This is a genomic window from Sphingomonas hankookensis (assembly GCF_001619955.1).
GTDB classification, from domain to species: Bacteria; Pseudomonadota; Alphaproteobacteria; order Sphingomonadales; family Sphingomonadaceae; genus Sphingomonas; species Sphingomonas hankookensis_A.
Genome location: NZ_LQQO01000034.1, coordinates 93,358 through 105,904, shown reverse-complemented (window position 1 = coordinate 105,904; position 12,547 = coordinate 93,358). Strand labels below are relative to the sequence as shown.

13 protein-coding genes are annotated in these 12,547 nt (G+C 68.2%); 6 read left to right on the top strand and 7 right to left on the bottom strand.

Features of this window, described 5'->3' with window-relative positions; all coding sequences use genetic code 11:
- On the bottom strand, positions 1-1,134 hold the full coding sequence (tgt, locus tag AVT10_RS12475; RefSeq protein WP_066691892.1) for a tRNA guanosine(34) transglycosylase Tgt: 1,134 nt from the start codon (positions 1,132-1,134) through the stop codon (positions 1-3).
- Positions 1,135-1,204: 70 nt separating this feature from the next.
- Here tgt and AVT10_RS18590 point away from each other — a divergent pair, with 70 nt between their 5' ends.
- Positions 1,205-1,366: a hypothetical protein gene (locus tag AVT10_RS18590; protein WP_164523896.1), complete on the top strand. Its 162-nt coding sequence runs from the start codon at positions 1,205-1,207 to the stop codon at positions 1,364-1,366.
- A 142-nt stretch (positions 1,367-1,508) separates the two neighbouring features.
- On the opposite strand, the gene AVT10_RS12470 is transcribed toward AVT10_RS18590, so the two are convergent.
- The 5 genes from AVT10_RS12470 to lgt all read right to left on the bottom strand — a co-directional run bounded on the left by AVT10_RS12470 (position 1,509) and on the right by lgt (position 6,226).
- Positions 1,509-2,816, bottom strand: a complete 1,308-nt coding sequence (locus tag AVT10_RS12470) for a cystathionine gamma-synthase family protein (protein WP_066691889.1) — start codon at positions 2,814-2,816, stop codon at positions 1,509-1,511.
- A gap of 176 nt (positions 2,817-2,992) precedes the next feature.
- Positions 2,993-3,757, bottom strand: a complete 765-nt coding sequence (gene pgeF, locus AVT10_RS12465; RefSeq protein WP_066691885.1) for a peptidoglycan editing factor PgeF — start codon at positions 3,755-3,757, stop codon at positions 2,993-2,995.
- Positions 3,754-4,263 carry a GNAT family N-acetyltransferase gene (locus AVT10_RS12460; protein ID WP_066691881.1) on the bottom strand — a complete coding sequence of 170 codons (510 nt, stop codon included), beginning with the start codon at positions 4,261-4,263 and terminating at the stop codon, positions 3,754-3,756. Before AVT10_RS12460 ends, pgeF begins: the two co-directional genes overlap by 4 nt.
- A complete protein-coding gene (locus tag AVT10_RS12455; protein WP_066691878.1) occupies positions 4,260-5,330 on the bottom strand; it encodes a class I SAM-dependent methyltransferase in 1,071 nt (356 codons plus the stop codon). The genes AVT10_RS12460 and AVT10_RS12455 overlap by 4 nt, the downstream gene beginning before the upstream one ends.
- Positions 5,327-6,226 (bottom strand): prolipoprotein diacylglyceryl transferase, encoded by a 900-nt coding sequence (gene lgt, locus AVT10_RS12450; RefSeq protein ID WP_066691876.1) that lies wholly within the window; start codon positions 6,224-6,226, stop codon positions 5,327-5,329. Before lgt ends, AVT10_RS12455 begins: the two co-directional genes overlap by 4 nt.
- A 301-nt stretch (positions 6,227-6,527) precedes the next feature.
- Between lgt and AVT10_RS12445 the strand changes: the two genes are divergently transcribed.
- The 5 genes from AVT10_RS12445 (at position 6,528) to nadA (ending at position 11,410) form a co-directional block, all read left to right on the top strand.
- Positions 6,528-6,896: a BlaI/MecI/CopY family transcriptional regulator gene (locus tag AVT10_RS12445; protein ID WP_066691874.1), complete on the top strand. Its 369-nt coding sequence runs from the start codon at positions 6,528-6,530 to the stop codon at positions 6,894-6,896.
- Positions 6,893-8,563: a M56 family metallopeptidase gene (locus tag AVT10_RS12440; RefSeq protein ID WP_066691873.1), complete on the top strand. Its 1,671-nt coding sequence runs from the start codon at positions 6,893-6,895 to the stop codon at positions 8,561-8,563. The genes AVT10_RS12445 and AVT10_RS12440 overlap by 4 nt, the downstream gene beginning before the upstream one ends.
- Before the next feature lie 112 nt (positions 8,564-8,675).
- Positions 8,676-9,533, top strand: a complete 858-nt coding sequence (locus AVT10_RS12435) for an MBL fold metallo-hydrolase (protein WP_066691871.1) — start codon at positions 8,676-8,678, stop codon at positions 9,531-9,533.
- A complete protein-coding gene (locus tag AVT10_RS12430) occupies positions 9,518-10,234 on the top strand; it encodes a DUF4230 domain-containing protein (protein ID WP_066691869.1) in 717 nt (238 codons plus the stop codon). The genes AVT10_RS12435 and AVT10_RS12430 overlap by 16 nt, the downstream gene beginning before the upstream one ends.
- 180 nt (positions 10,235-10,414) lie before the next feature.
- Positions 10,415-11,410 (top strand): quinolinate synthase NadA, encoded by a 996-nt coding sequence (nadA, locus tag AVT10_RS12425; protein WP_066692755.1) that lies wholly within the window; start codon positions 10,415-10,417, stop codon positions 11,408-11,410.
- Positions 11,411-11,479: 69 nt separating this feature from the next.
- Here the strand turns inward: nadA and AVT10_RS12420 are convergent, their stop codons facing one another.
- On the bottom strand, positions 11,480-12,274 hold the full coding sequence (locus AVT10_RS12420; RefSeq protein ID WP_066691862.1) for a hypothetical protein: 795 nt from the start codon (positions 12,272-12,274) through the stop codon (positions 11,480-11,482).
- Between the last annotated feature and the right edge of the window lie 273 nt (positions 12,275-12,547).

Below are 12,547 nucleotides of genomic sequence, written 5' to 3'. Positions count from 1 at the left end.
TCAATGCTTGGGGGCGGTGTAGCGTGCCCGGAAATCGTCGGCAAAGGCGGCCAGCGTGTCGCTCGCGATCGCGGCGCGCAGGTCGACCATCAGCGCCTGGTAGAAATAGAGATTATGCTCGGTCATCAGCATCGCCCCCAGAATCTCGCCCGCGCGGACGAGATGGTGGAGATAGGCGCGGCTGTGGCCGTGACAGACCGGGCAGGCGCAGTCGGGGTCGACCGGCCCCAGATCCTCGGCAAATTTGGCGTTGCGGATGTTGATCGGGCCTGAACGGGTGAACGCCTGTCCGGTGCGGCCCGAGCGGGTCGGCAGCACGCAGTCGAACATGTCGATGCCGCGTTCGACCGCGCCGACGATGTCGTCGGGCTTGCCCACGCCCATCAGATAGCGGGGCTTGTCCACCGGCAGCTGCTGCGGCGCATAGTCGAGCACGCCGAACATCGCCTCCTGCCCTTCGCCCACGGCAAGGCCGCCGACCGCATAGCCGTCGAAGCCGATATCGATCAGCGCGTCGGCGGAGCTTTTCCGCAGTTTTTCGTCGAGCGCCCCCTGCTGGATGCCGAACAACGCGGCGCGCGAGGAATGCTCCTCACCCGAATCGAACCCGGCCCGGCTGCGGCGTGCCCAGCGCATCGATCGTTCCATCGCGCGGGCCTGCACCTCGCGGGTCGAGGTGGTCGGGACCAGTTCGTCGAACGCCATGACGATGTCGGAGCCGAGCAACCGCTGGATTTCCATCGAGCGTTCGGGACTCATCAGGTGACGGGTGCCGTCCAAGTGGCTCTTGAACTCGACCCCGTCCTCCGACCGTTTGGTCAGTTCGGACAGGCTCATCACCTGATAGCCGCCGCTGTCGGTCAGGATCGGGCGGTCCCAGCCCATGAACTTGTGCAAGCCCCCCAGCCGCGCGACCCGCTCCGCGCTGGGGCGCAGCATCAGGTGATAGGTGTTGCCGAGCAGGATGTCGGCGCCCGACGCACGCACGTCCTGCGGCTTCATCGCCTTCACGGTGGCGGCGGTGCCGACCGGCATGAAGGCAGGCGTGCGGATGTCGCCGCGCTGCATGGCGATGGTGCCGGTGCGGGCGCGGCCGGACGTGGCGGTGACGGTAAAGGCGAAACGCGGGGCCATAAGGCGAGCCGTCATGCCGGACCTTCCCCGCGCTGTCGACCGTTGTTGCGGTTTGACGGGAGAGAAGATCATGGCCGAACCGATGAACCCGGGTGACGATGCGGCGCCGGGCACGCCCGGGACGGGCGAGGATGTGTGTCCGCGCTGTGGCGGCACGGGCACGATCCGCGATGGCGAGTGCGAGAATTGTGGCGGTACGGGGAAGGTGATCGAGGGGATTGGCGGGGGATAAGATCCTCCCCGGCACGGGGAGGGGGACCGCTCGCGTCAGCGAGTGGTGGAGGGGCAAAGCCGCGAGCGCTACGCCTGGGGCAACGCCCCTCCACCAGCCTGCGGCTGGCCCCCCTCCCCATGATATGGGGAGGATCTTCTGGTCAGATCGCCGCCAGCGCCTGTTCGAAATCGGCGATCAGATCATCGGCATCCTCGACCCCGATCGAGATGCGCACCAGATTGTCGGTAATCCCCAGCGCCACCTTGCGCGCGTCGGGCACCGACAGGTGCGTCATCCCCGCCGGATGGCTCGCCAGCGTCTCGGTCCCGCCGAGGCTCACCGCCAGTTTGGCGATGGTCAGCGCGTCGAGGAACGCGAACGCCTCGCGCTCGCCGCCCTTCAGGTACAGCGAGAAGGTCGACCCGCCGCCGGTGCAGTGACGACGATAGATGTCGGCCTGGCGATCGTCCTTCAGGAAGCCGAGATAGCCGACCCGCTCGACCTTGGGATGGTCCTTCAGGAACGCGCAGACCTTCGCCGCATTCTCGCCCGCGCGGCTCATGCGCAACTCCAGCGTCTCCAGCGAGCGCAGCAGCATCCACGCCGTGTTCGGGTCGCAGATCGTGCCGATGGTGTTGCGCATCGACCGGATGGTGTTGATGTGCGCCTTCGATCCCAGCACGCCGCCGGCGACCAGATCGCTATGTCCGCCGGCATATTTGGTCAGCGAATAGACGACGAGGTCGGCGCCGTGCTGCAGCGGTTGTTGCCATAGCGGCCCCAGAAACGTGTTGTCGATCGCGATCGGCGGCTTTTCGACCGTGTCGCCGAACACCGCGTCACGCGCGGCGGCGACCGCTTCGATATCGACCAGCGCGTTGGTCGGGTTGGCCGGACTTTCGAGATAGATCAGCGGCACGCGGCCCTCGGCCTTGCGCAGCACCGCCTCGATCTCGTCCTGCGTCGCGCCCGCCGGAAAGTCGAGATAGTCGACCCCGAAGCGGCCCAGCACGCGGCCGATCAGCGTTTCGGTCGCGGCATAGAGCGGCCCGGAATGGATGATCGTATCGCCCGGCTGGACCATCGACAGGAACAGGGTCGCGATCGCCGACATGCCACTGGAAAAGACCAGCGCATCCTCCGCCGCTTCCCAGACGCCGAGGCGGTCTTCGAGGATTTCCTGGTTCGGGCCGTTGAAGCGCGAATAGACGAGGCCCTCCGCCCCGCCGGGACGCTTGCCGGTCACGCCCTCGAAATGCCGCTTGCCTGCCGCCGCATTGGGAAAGACATAGGTCGAGGTCGCGAAGATCGGCGGTTTGAGCGAGCCTTCGGACAGTACCGGATCATAGCCATGGCCCATCATCAGCGTCGCAGGCTTCAACCGGCGCCCGCCGACGGTGTCGACCGGGAGCTTGGGGCGGCGGCGCGGGGGAACGCCGGTCAGGTCGGCTTCGGTTTCGTCGGTCACGAATCTCTCCTTTTTCGGGAAGGGTAGCGATAGTTACGACAGAAACCAAATTACGATGTGGGGGGGCACAAGCCACCACGTCGTACCCCCGCGCAGGCGGGGGCCCAGGGCCAAGCAGGACAACGGTTGCGCTCGGGGCTCTGGACCCCCGCCTGCGCGGGGGTACGGCGAGGGCGCTACGCTGCGATCCCAATTACCGACAGCTGCCGCCCATAATCCGCTTCGCCGCGATGCGTCGCGCGGCGGAAGCTGAAGAAGCGGTCCTCCTGCGCATAGGTGTCCTGCCCCAGCGCCTCGATCCGCCGCACGCCCGCCGCCGCCAGCCGGTGGACGACATAGGCCTCAAGGTCGAACCGGGCATGGCCCGGGCGGTTCTCCGCGAAGAAGCGTTCATTCTCGGGATCGGTCGCGCAGAAGCGTTCGACGAAGCCCATATCGACCTCATAGCTCGCGCGCGCGATGCAGGGCCCCACCGCGGCGGCGATGCGGTCGGCACGGGCGCCGAGCTTTTCCATCTGGGCGATGGTCGCATCGGTCACCCCGGCCAGCGCCCCCTTCCACCCGGCATGGGCCGCGCCGACCACCCCCGCCTCGCGGTCGGCGAGCAGCACCGGCGCGCAATCGGCGGTCAGGATGCCGAGCAGGATGTTCGGCCGTTCGGTGACCATCGCGTCGCCCTGCGGCCGTTCCCCATCGGGAAAGGCGGTCAGGACGCGCACGACCGAGGCCGAATGAATCTGGTACAGCCCGCACAGTGCCGCCCCCGGCAGCACCGCCTGAACGGCGCGCGCGCGGTTCTCGGCGATGGCGGCGGGATCGTCGCCCGATCCAAGGCCAGTGTTGAGGCCGGCGACGACTCCGGTCGACACCCCGCCGCGCCGCCCGAGAAAACCGTGCGCCACCCCCTCCAGCGCAGCGCTGCGCAACACTTCCACCGTCATAGCGCCACCCGCATAACGTCATCCTCGTCCCGGTGGTTGCCGACCATGAAGGCGTAGGTACCGACCCGTTCGAACCCATAGCGTTCGTAGAAGCGCCGCGCGCGATGGTTGTCGATGAACACCGACAGGAACAGCTCGTCGGCGCCGGTCGCGCGCGCCTTGGCCAGCATATGCTCCATCAGCGTCGCGGCGAGGCCGGTGCCTTGCGCTTGCCTACGCAGATAGAATTGGCGCAGTTCGATCGGCTTTCCGGTCGGTTCGAACGGCAGCGACGGCGGACCGAGCTTGGCATAGCCGACCGCGTCGTCCCCCGCCATCGCCAGCACGACATGGAAGCGCGGGTCGGACAATTCCTCCTCCCATGCCGCCACCGTGAACTTGGCGAGGAAGGCGGCAAGGTCGTCGGGATGATAGAGATGGCCGAAGGTGTCGGTGAACGTCTCGGTCCCGATCGTCACCAGCAGTCCGGCATCGGCGACCGTCGCGTCGCGCAGGGTCGGTGTCATGCCGCGAACCCCGCCGGCACCGGCCAGCCGGGCGAGGTGATCGCAATCGCCTTGAACAGCGTGCCCATCTGTTCCTCCTCCACCAGCCGGTCGCGATCGGCGCGCAGTTGGTCGGCGCGCTCGGGACTGCGGGCGGCCAGCGCCTGCGTGCGGGCGTCGATGCCCAGCGCCTTCAACAACGCACCCTGATCGACCGGGCCAAAGGCGACCGCGTCTTCGGCACGCGCGGCCTCGATCAGCGTCCCGAAATCGACATGCGCGGTCAGGTCCTGCTCGCCCGGATCGTCATAGGGGTTGACGAAGCCGTGCCCGCGCACCGCCTGCAACGTATCCCCCAGCGCCGGGCCGGCATAGCCATAGTCGATGACGATCGCGCAGCCGCCCTGCGCGACGATCCGCTTGGCCAACTGGCGCATTATCGCCACGGCGGCCGGCGCGGTTTCCAGCACCGATCCCACGGCCGCGTCGCGGAACTGGTAGGGAATGATCGGATCGAACCCGCGCTGCCCCATGACCGGAAGGAACAACGTGTCCTGGCACGCGACCAATCGCTCGCGCCAGCCGTCCGCCGTCTTGACCAGCTGGCGGATGGGGAGCGCATCGAAGAATTCGTTGGCGACGACCAGCAGCGCGCCATCCTCGGGCAGGCCGACCGTATCGACCGCCCATTCGGCCTGCGGCACGCGCTTTGCCTGTTCGTCGCGCAGCGTCGGGCTGGTTTCGATCAGATGGACCGGCGGCGTACACCCCGCCGACGCCATGGAGCGCAGCGCATCGGCGGCGAGCGTGCCGCGACCGGGGCCGAATTCGACATAGCGTGACGCCGGACGACCGGCCCGGTCCCAGCTGTCGGCCAGCCCCAGGCCGATCAGCTCGCCGAACATCTGGCTGATTTCCGGCGCGGTGGTGAAGTCGCCGTTGGCGCCCAGCGGATCGCGCGTCGCGTAATAATGCGCGTTGGCCGCACCCATGAACTGGGCGAGGCTGATCGGCCCGGCCAGCGTGATCGCGCGGGCGAGCCGTTCGGGGAGCGCGGGGTCGGCGGCGGTGACGACGGGTTCGGTCAAGCCACGCTCTCCGACCCCGCGATCGGCTCCACCCGCACCCGGCGCCGCTTCGACGTGACCATCAGGTAGATGCCGATCGCGATCATCGGCAGCGTCAGCCACTGGCCCATATGTAGCCCCGTCGCCTGCGCAAATTCCACCAGCTGCGCATCGGGCTCGCGCCAGAATTCGATAATGAAGCGCGCGACGCCGAACCCGGCCATGCCGGTGCCGAGCAGGAAGCCGGGCTTGTAGCGCGCATCGGTGCGCCAGAAGAAGAAGGCGAGGATCAGGAACAGGATCAGCCCTTCGCCCAGCGCCTCATAGAGCTGGCTGGGGTGGCGTGCCGGGTCGAGGCCGCCGGGTACGGTGCGCGGAAACACGACTGCCCAAGGCGCGTCGCTGGGCTTGCCCCACAGCTCGCCATTCACGAAATTGGCGATGCGGCCGAGGAACTGGCCGATCGGCGCGACGCAGGTGACATAGTCCGCGACCCTGAGCGCGCGCAGCCCGTGCTTGCGCGCCAGCCACCAGATGCCGAGGATCAACCCGACCATGCCGCCATGGAACGACATGCCGCCGTCCCACAGCCGCAGGATCTTGATCGGGTCGGTGAACATTTCGGGCGCGTAGAAGATCGCATAGCCCAGCCGCCCGCCCAGAATGATGCCGAGCGTCGCATAGAACACGAAGTCGTCGGCATGGCGCCGCGCCATCGGCGCGCCCGGCTGGTCGAGCAGCTTGAGCAGATACCACCAGCCGCCGAGAATGCCGGTGATATAGGCCAGCGAATACCATTTCAGCTGGAAGAAGCCGAGGTTCAGCGCGACCGGATCGAGGCCGAGATCGGCATAGCGGATATGGCCGGCGGCCATGCCGACATCGCCGGTGGCCGCGGCGAGGGTGGATAGGATCAAGGGGGTACGCTCCGGCTGTGGTCGGTGCGTAATATCCGGGTTGGCGGATCAGGGGAACCCGGGGTGGGCGGACCGGCGCATGGGGGGAAGGCAGCCGGTCCGCCCGAATTGAAGCGCGAACGCATCGGGTATCCCATTCCTTGCAGAGGCTGTGCCAATTTCCCGCGTTGCGGGTTTTGCGCCGATTTTCTGGTTAACGACATCGTTACCGGGATGGCGGGTGTAAACGATCCCGACAGGGCGGCGGCGTCCGCAAAGATTACGCTTGTAAACGTAACGACCACGGGTGTAGTCATTGTTCATGGCCGAACGAATCAGCGATGCCGAGCATGCCGTGATGGAAGTGCTCTGGGACCAGAACCCGCTCACCGCGCAGGAGGTGGTGGAACGCGTCGCCCCGTCGCGCGGCTGGACCGCGAACACCGTCAAGACGCTGCTGGGGCGGTTGCTGGCCAAGGACGTGGTCGGTGCGGAGGAGGACGGGCGGCGCTATCGCTACCGGCCGCTGGTCGCGCGCGAGGAATATGTCGCGGGTGAATCGCAACGGTTCATCGACAAGCTGTTCGGCGGCAGCCTGACGCCGCTGGTCGCGCATCTGGCCGAACGCGACCAGCTGAGCGCGCGTGAAATCGACGAGATCGAGGCTCTGTTAAAGGCGCTGAAACAATGATCGGATGGGCGGTAGAGACGATCGCGGCGACGACGCTGCTGATGCTGCTGGTGCTGATGTTGCGCGGCCCCGTCGCGCGGCGCTTCGGTCCGCAGGCGGCCTATGCGCTGTGGGCGCTGCCCGCGCTGCGCATGATCCTGCCCCCCATTCCCGAAAGCTGGCGTCCGGTGGAGTTCCACCCGATCGGTGCGGCGACCGATCCCGGCATCATCATGCTGGGCGTGCCGGTGGCCGAGGTGCCGGCGCTGCCGCAGGGCTGGGGCATGGCCGATGTGCCGCTGCTGGTCGTCGCGCTGTGGCTGCTGGGCGCGGTCGCGTTCGTCGCGTGGCATATCGTGCAGCATCAGCGCTTCTGCGCGAAGGTGCTGGCGTCGGGCCGGGCGAAGGGGCTAGCGAACGGCCACGTCAAGATGATCGAGACGCGCCATGCCGCCGGGCCGCTCGCCTTCGGCGTGGTCCATCGCTACGTCGCGATGCCGGTCGATTTCCGCGAACGCTATGACGAGCGGGAGCAGGCCTTGGCGCTGGCGCATGAGCTGGGCCACCATGCCCGCGGCGACCTGCTGGCGAACTGGGTCGCGCTGATCGTGCTCGGCTGCCACTGGTTCAATCCGGTCGCGTGGCGCGCGTTCCGGGCGTTCCGGGCGGATCAGGAAATGGCGTGCGACGCGATGGTGCTCGCCCGTGCCACGCCGGGCGTCCGCCACGCCTATGCCACCGCCATCGTCAAATCCGCGCATGGCCAGGGGCTGTCCGCCGCCTGCCACCTGCACAGCGTCAACGAACTGAAAGGGAGACTCATCATGTTGTCGAAGCACCGGGTGATGTCGCCCGCCACCCGCCGCATCGCCGGTGGTGCCACGCTGACGCTGGCGGTGATCGGCCTCGGCCTGACCGCATCGGGGACGGAAGCCGCCGAGAAAATCCGTTCGAAGGTCGAAACCGCGACCGGCGTCGATATCGCCAGCGTCGAGGCGAAGGCGGCGGACGTGCTCGCCCCGGTCGCAGCGATCGTGCCGGCCCAGGCCGCGACCCTGCCGGTGATCCCGGCCGAACCGGCCGCACCCGCGCCGATGCCGCAACCGGCGGTGCGGGCGATCGCGGCGACCACCGCCCTGCCGGCGCAGCCCGCGACCCCGGCCCGTCCGGCGATGCCGGCGAGCTTCACCACGACGCATAACGGCCAGACCACCCGCCTGGTGCGCCAGGGCGAGGGCGACGTGCGCAAGATCGTCGTGCAGACCTTCGACGGCAACGGCAAGCTGCTGCGCCAGACGGTCAACACCGTGCCCGAGGTCAATATCGTCAACGAAAATTGCGGTCCGGGCAGCCAGACCAGCGTGACCCGCACCGAAGGCGGCAAGCAGGTCACGGTCATCTGTTCCGACCGTATCCGCGCCATCACCGAACAGGGGATGCTGCGTGCCCGCGAAGGCCAGCGGCTGGCCGCGCTGGGTGCGGAACGGGCGGAGCTGGGACGGCTGCAGGCCGCGCAGGGGCAGGTCTATGCTCGGCAGGGGATGCGCTCGGCACTCGCCGGCCTCCGCTCGGCACGCGCCTCGATCGTCGCGAACAAGGACATGCCCGCCATCGCCCGCACCAGTGCGCTGGAGGGGATCGACGAGAGCATCCGCGAGCTCCAGTCGCAGATCGATCACGCCGACTGATACCGGATCCACGGACGTTCTGCCCCGTTCGTTCGTGGCAGGGCCGGTCGGCGCCTCTGCCGGCCGGCCCGTTGCCTTGCATCGGGCGCGTGCCGCCGCCATCTGACGATCAATGGCCGAATCTCCCCCCGGTATCCCCCAGCCGCTCGAACCGCTGGTGACGCGCGTGCTGGCGCGCAACGCATCCCCCTATACCCACACCGGTACGCAGAGCTTCGTCGTCGGCGGCAGCGGTGCGGTCGCGATCATCGATCCGGGGCCGGTCGACGACGTGCACCTGGACGCGCTGCTGGCGGCGGTCGGCGACCGGAAGGTTGCGGCGATCCTGTGCACCCACACCCACCGCGACCATAGCCCCGCGGCGAAGCCGCTGGCCGAGCGGACCGGCGCGCCGATCATCGGTTGCGCGCCGCTGACGATGGACGACGAAGGCCCCCGCGCCGATGCCGCGTTCGATATCGACTATCGCCCCGACCGGGTGCTGGCCGACGGCGAGGCGGTGGCGGGCGACGGCTGGACATTGGTCGCGGTCGCGACGCCGGGGCACACGTCGAACCACCTCGCCTTCGCGCTGCCCGAAAGCGGCGCATTGTTCAGCGGCGATCATGTCATGGGCTGGTCGACCACCATCGTCTCGCCGCCCGATGGCGACATGGGCGATTACATGGCCAGTCTCGACAAGCTGCTGGGCCGCGAGGACCGGGTCTATTATCCCGCGCACGGCGATCAGGTCGACAATCCCCGCCGGCTGGTGCGCGGGATGCTCGGCCACCGCAAGCAGCGCGAGGGGCAGATCGCCCGCGCGATCGAACGTGGGACCCACGACATTCCTGCAATGGTCGCGGTCATGTATGTCGGGCTGCACCCCAAATTGCTGGGCGCGGCCGAACGCTCGGTGCTGGCGCATCTGATCGACATGGAACGGCGCGGTATCGTCCGGCGGGAGGGCGCGACATGGCAGCGCATGTAAGGCCGCAGGCGATCCGCCTGGGCGTGGCGGTCGTCCTGCTGATCGCGCTCGCATTCGGCGGCTGGACGCTGTGGCGCCACTATGAGGAAAAATACACCGTCACTACCGAACCCGATAGCGGACAGGCGGTGACGCGGATCATCACCGCGCGGCTGTCGGGGGCGAGTGCGCTCAAGGTCGCCTCGCTGTCGGGCACGTTGCAGGCAACAGCCAGCGACGTGCGCGGCTTCGGCTGGCTGCGCAGCGACCAGGTGGTGAAAATGCCCTATTCGGTCGATTACTTCGTCGATCTGGGGAGCATTGGGGAGGGCGCACTCAGCTGGTCGGCGGACACGCGGACGCTGGTGGTCGACGCCCCCGACGTGACCGTCGCCAAACCGAATATCGACGAAGCCGGGCGGACGTTGGTCCAGACCAGCGGCCTCTACGTCTCGCGTGAGGCGGCGGCGGCACTGGCACAGCGCGTGTCGGCGGTGGCGCAGACCCGCGCCGAACGCGAGGCGCGCAGCCCCGAGCGGCTGGCACAGGCCCGCGAACTGGCGCGCGCCAACCTCGCCCGCCTCCTCGCCGCGCCGCTGGCGGCGGCGGGCGAGGGCGATGTGCGGGTGGTCGTCACCTTCCCGGCGGAGCGAGGCCGGCGGGACGGCGAACGCTGGGACGTGTCCGCACCGCCCGCCGAGGTGCTGGGTAACCGACGATGACAAGCCGGTCGACCGCGACCCTATCCTCGCGCAGGCGGGGATCCAGAGCCGCAAAAAACCAAGGTCGGCGACGGTGACCCTGGACTCCCGCCTGCGCGGGGGTACGGCGATCGGGATCACGACACCCGGCTTGCAGACGAACCGCGACCGACCTAGGGGCTCGGTCACAGGGAGACGATGATGAACGCGCGCACCGAATTGCCCACCGGCACCGACCTGCTGGCCGAAATCGACCGGCTGCGCCGTGAGCGCAACGCCGTCATCCTCGGCCATTATTACCAGAAGCCCGAGATTCAGGACCTGGCGGACTTCGTCGGCGACAGCCTCGACCTCAGCCGCAAGGCGGCGGCGACCGATGCCGATGTCATCGCGTTCTGCGGCGTGCGCTTCATGGCGGAAACCGCGAAGATCCTGTCGCCCGACAAGACGGTGATCCTGCCCGACATGGATGCCGGCTGTTCGCTGGAGGACAGCTGTCCGCCCGAACAGTTCGCCGCGTTTCGCGCGCAGCATCCCGATCACATCGCGCTGACCTACATCAACTGCTCGACCGAGGTGAAGGCGCTCAGCGACATCATCGTCACCTCGTCCTCCGCCGAGAAGATCCTGTCGCAGCTGCCCGCCGACCAGAAGGTGATCTTCGGTCCCGACCGCAATCTCGGCGGCTATCTGATGCGCAAGACCGGCCGCGACATGCTGCTCTGGCCGGGTGTGTGCATCGTGCACGAGGCGTTCAGCGAGACCGAGCTGCTGAAGCTCAAGGCGCAACACCCGAACGCCCCGGTCGCGGCGCATCCCGAATGTCCGGCGATCATCCTCGACCATGCTGATTATGTTGGGTCGACCAGCGGCATCCTGTCCTATGCCAGCGAATTCCCCGGCGACACGCTGATCGTCGCGACCGAGCCGCACATCATCCACCAGATGGAAAAGGCGCTGCCGAACAAGAACTTCATCGGCGCGCCCGGCGCGGACGGCAACTGCAACTGCAATATCTGTCCGTACATGGCGCTCAACACGCTGGAAAAGCTCTATATTGCGCTCCGCGACCTGTCGCCGCGGATCGAGATCGAGGAAGGGCTGCGGGTGAAGGCGAAGGTGTCGCTCGACCGGATGCTGGCGATGGCCAGCGGCACGGTCGGGCTGGGCGACCTGGGACCGCTACGCGCAAGCTGACCCAAAACCCCACGTCACCCCGGCCTTGCGCCGGGGTCCCGGTTCTTCTCCTACGACGCGCGGTCTGCCCTACCGCCCCAGCCAGTGCCGCACGCCACCGCGCGACAGCCCGGTGAGCGTCCCCACGACCACCAGCAGCGCGGCGGCAAGCACCGCGAGCGCGACCAGCGTCGCCGCCTGTCCGCCCGCCGCCCAGATCGCCGCCAGCGCCCACAGGAATACCAGCGCATAGGGCGGGCAGCCGCGCGTCGCGATCAGCGCCGCCGCCGCGATCGCGCCGGCCACCACCAGCAACAGCGCCGACACCAGCGGCGCGGCGGCCCCGGCATCGACCCCGTGAAAGCGCAGCGTCGCGGCGATGTTGACGATCGACGCGACCGTCAGCCAGCTGGTCAGCGCGGTCAGCGGCAGCGCGGCGCACCAGCGCTCCCCGGCGGAAAAGCCGTGCGGCCAGCCCGAAAAGGTCCTCAGCGTCGCGATCAGGCAGAGGAGCGTGAACAGGATGATGATCGCCGACGGAAAGCTCAGCCCGAATAGCTGTGTATAGGCCGCCCATAGCGCATTGCCGAGAAACGCACCCGCCGCCGGCATCCGCAACCGCGCGAGCAACGGGTTGCCGCGCTGCTTCGGCAACGCCTGATACACCGCGAATACGATCGTGCCGGTATAGAGCGCGCCCCAGATGGCGAACGCCCAACCGGCGGGCGTCACCAGCGTTCGCACCATGTTCGACTGCTCACCGATGCTCCGCCCGATGCCGATCCCCGGCAGGAGCGGGGTCAGCAGCTGCGAGACGGCGCAGATAATAGGAAGGGCGCGGGCAAGCGGCGATGCGTCGCTGGTTCGAAGGGCTCGGGTCGGCATGCCCCTGCAAACTCGTTACGCCGCGTTCGGTTGCCGGGGCCGGAAACCGTTCGATCCCCTCTGATGGAGCCGGGACCCTTTCCCGCGTGCCGTATCCCCGCGCAGGCGGGGATCCAGGGTCAAGCGCGCAACTCTTGCCGTGCCTGGCTCTAGACCCCCGCCTGCGCGGGGGTACGGTCGAGCTGGTGGGCCAGGATTGTCGGCTCGAACCGCCCTTACCAACTCCGTCATTCCCGCGAAGGCGGGAATCCATACACGCTGCCGGTTCGGCTG

Coding starts and splice junctions, on each gene's coding strand:
- tgt (WP_066691892.1), bottom strand. CDS start 1,134: ATGGCCCCGCGTTTCGCCTTTACCGTCACCGCCACGTCCGGCCGCGCC.
- AVT10_RS18590 (WP_164523896.1), top strand. CDS start 1,205: ATGGCCGAACCGATGAACCCGGGTGACGATGCGGCGCCGGGCACGCCC.
- pgeF (WP_066691885.1), bottom strand. CDS start 3,757: ATGACGGTGGAAGTGTTGCGCAGCGCTGCGCTGGAGGGGGTGGCGCAC.
- AVT10_RS12460 (WP_066691881.1), bottom strand. CDS start 4,263: ATGACACCGACCCTGCGCGACGCGACGGTCGCCGATGCCGGACTGCTG.
- AVT10_RS12445 (WP_066691874.1), top strand. CDS start 6,528: ATGGCCGAACGAATCAGCGATGCCGAGCATGCCGTGATGGAAGTGCTC.
- AVT10_RS12440 (WP_066691873.1), top strand. CDS start 6,893: ATGATCGGATGGGCGGTAGAGACGATCGCGGCGACGACGCTGCTGATG.
- AVT10_RS12435 (WP_066691871.1), top strand. CDS start 8,676: ATGGCCGAATCTCCCCCCGGTATCCCCCAGCCGCTCGAACCGCTGGTG.
- AVT10_RS12430 (WP_066691869.1), top strand. CDS start 9,518: ATGGCAGCGCATGTAAGGCCGCAGGCGATCCGCCTGGGCGTGGCGGTC.
- nadA (WP_066692755.1), top strand. CDS start 10,415: ATGAACGCGCGCACCGAATTGCCCACCGGCACCGACCTGCTGGCCGAA.
- AVT10_RS12420 (WP_066691862.1), bottom strand. CDS start 12,274: ATGCCGACCCGAGCCCTTCGAACCAGCGACGCATCGCCGCTTGCCCGC.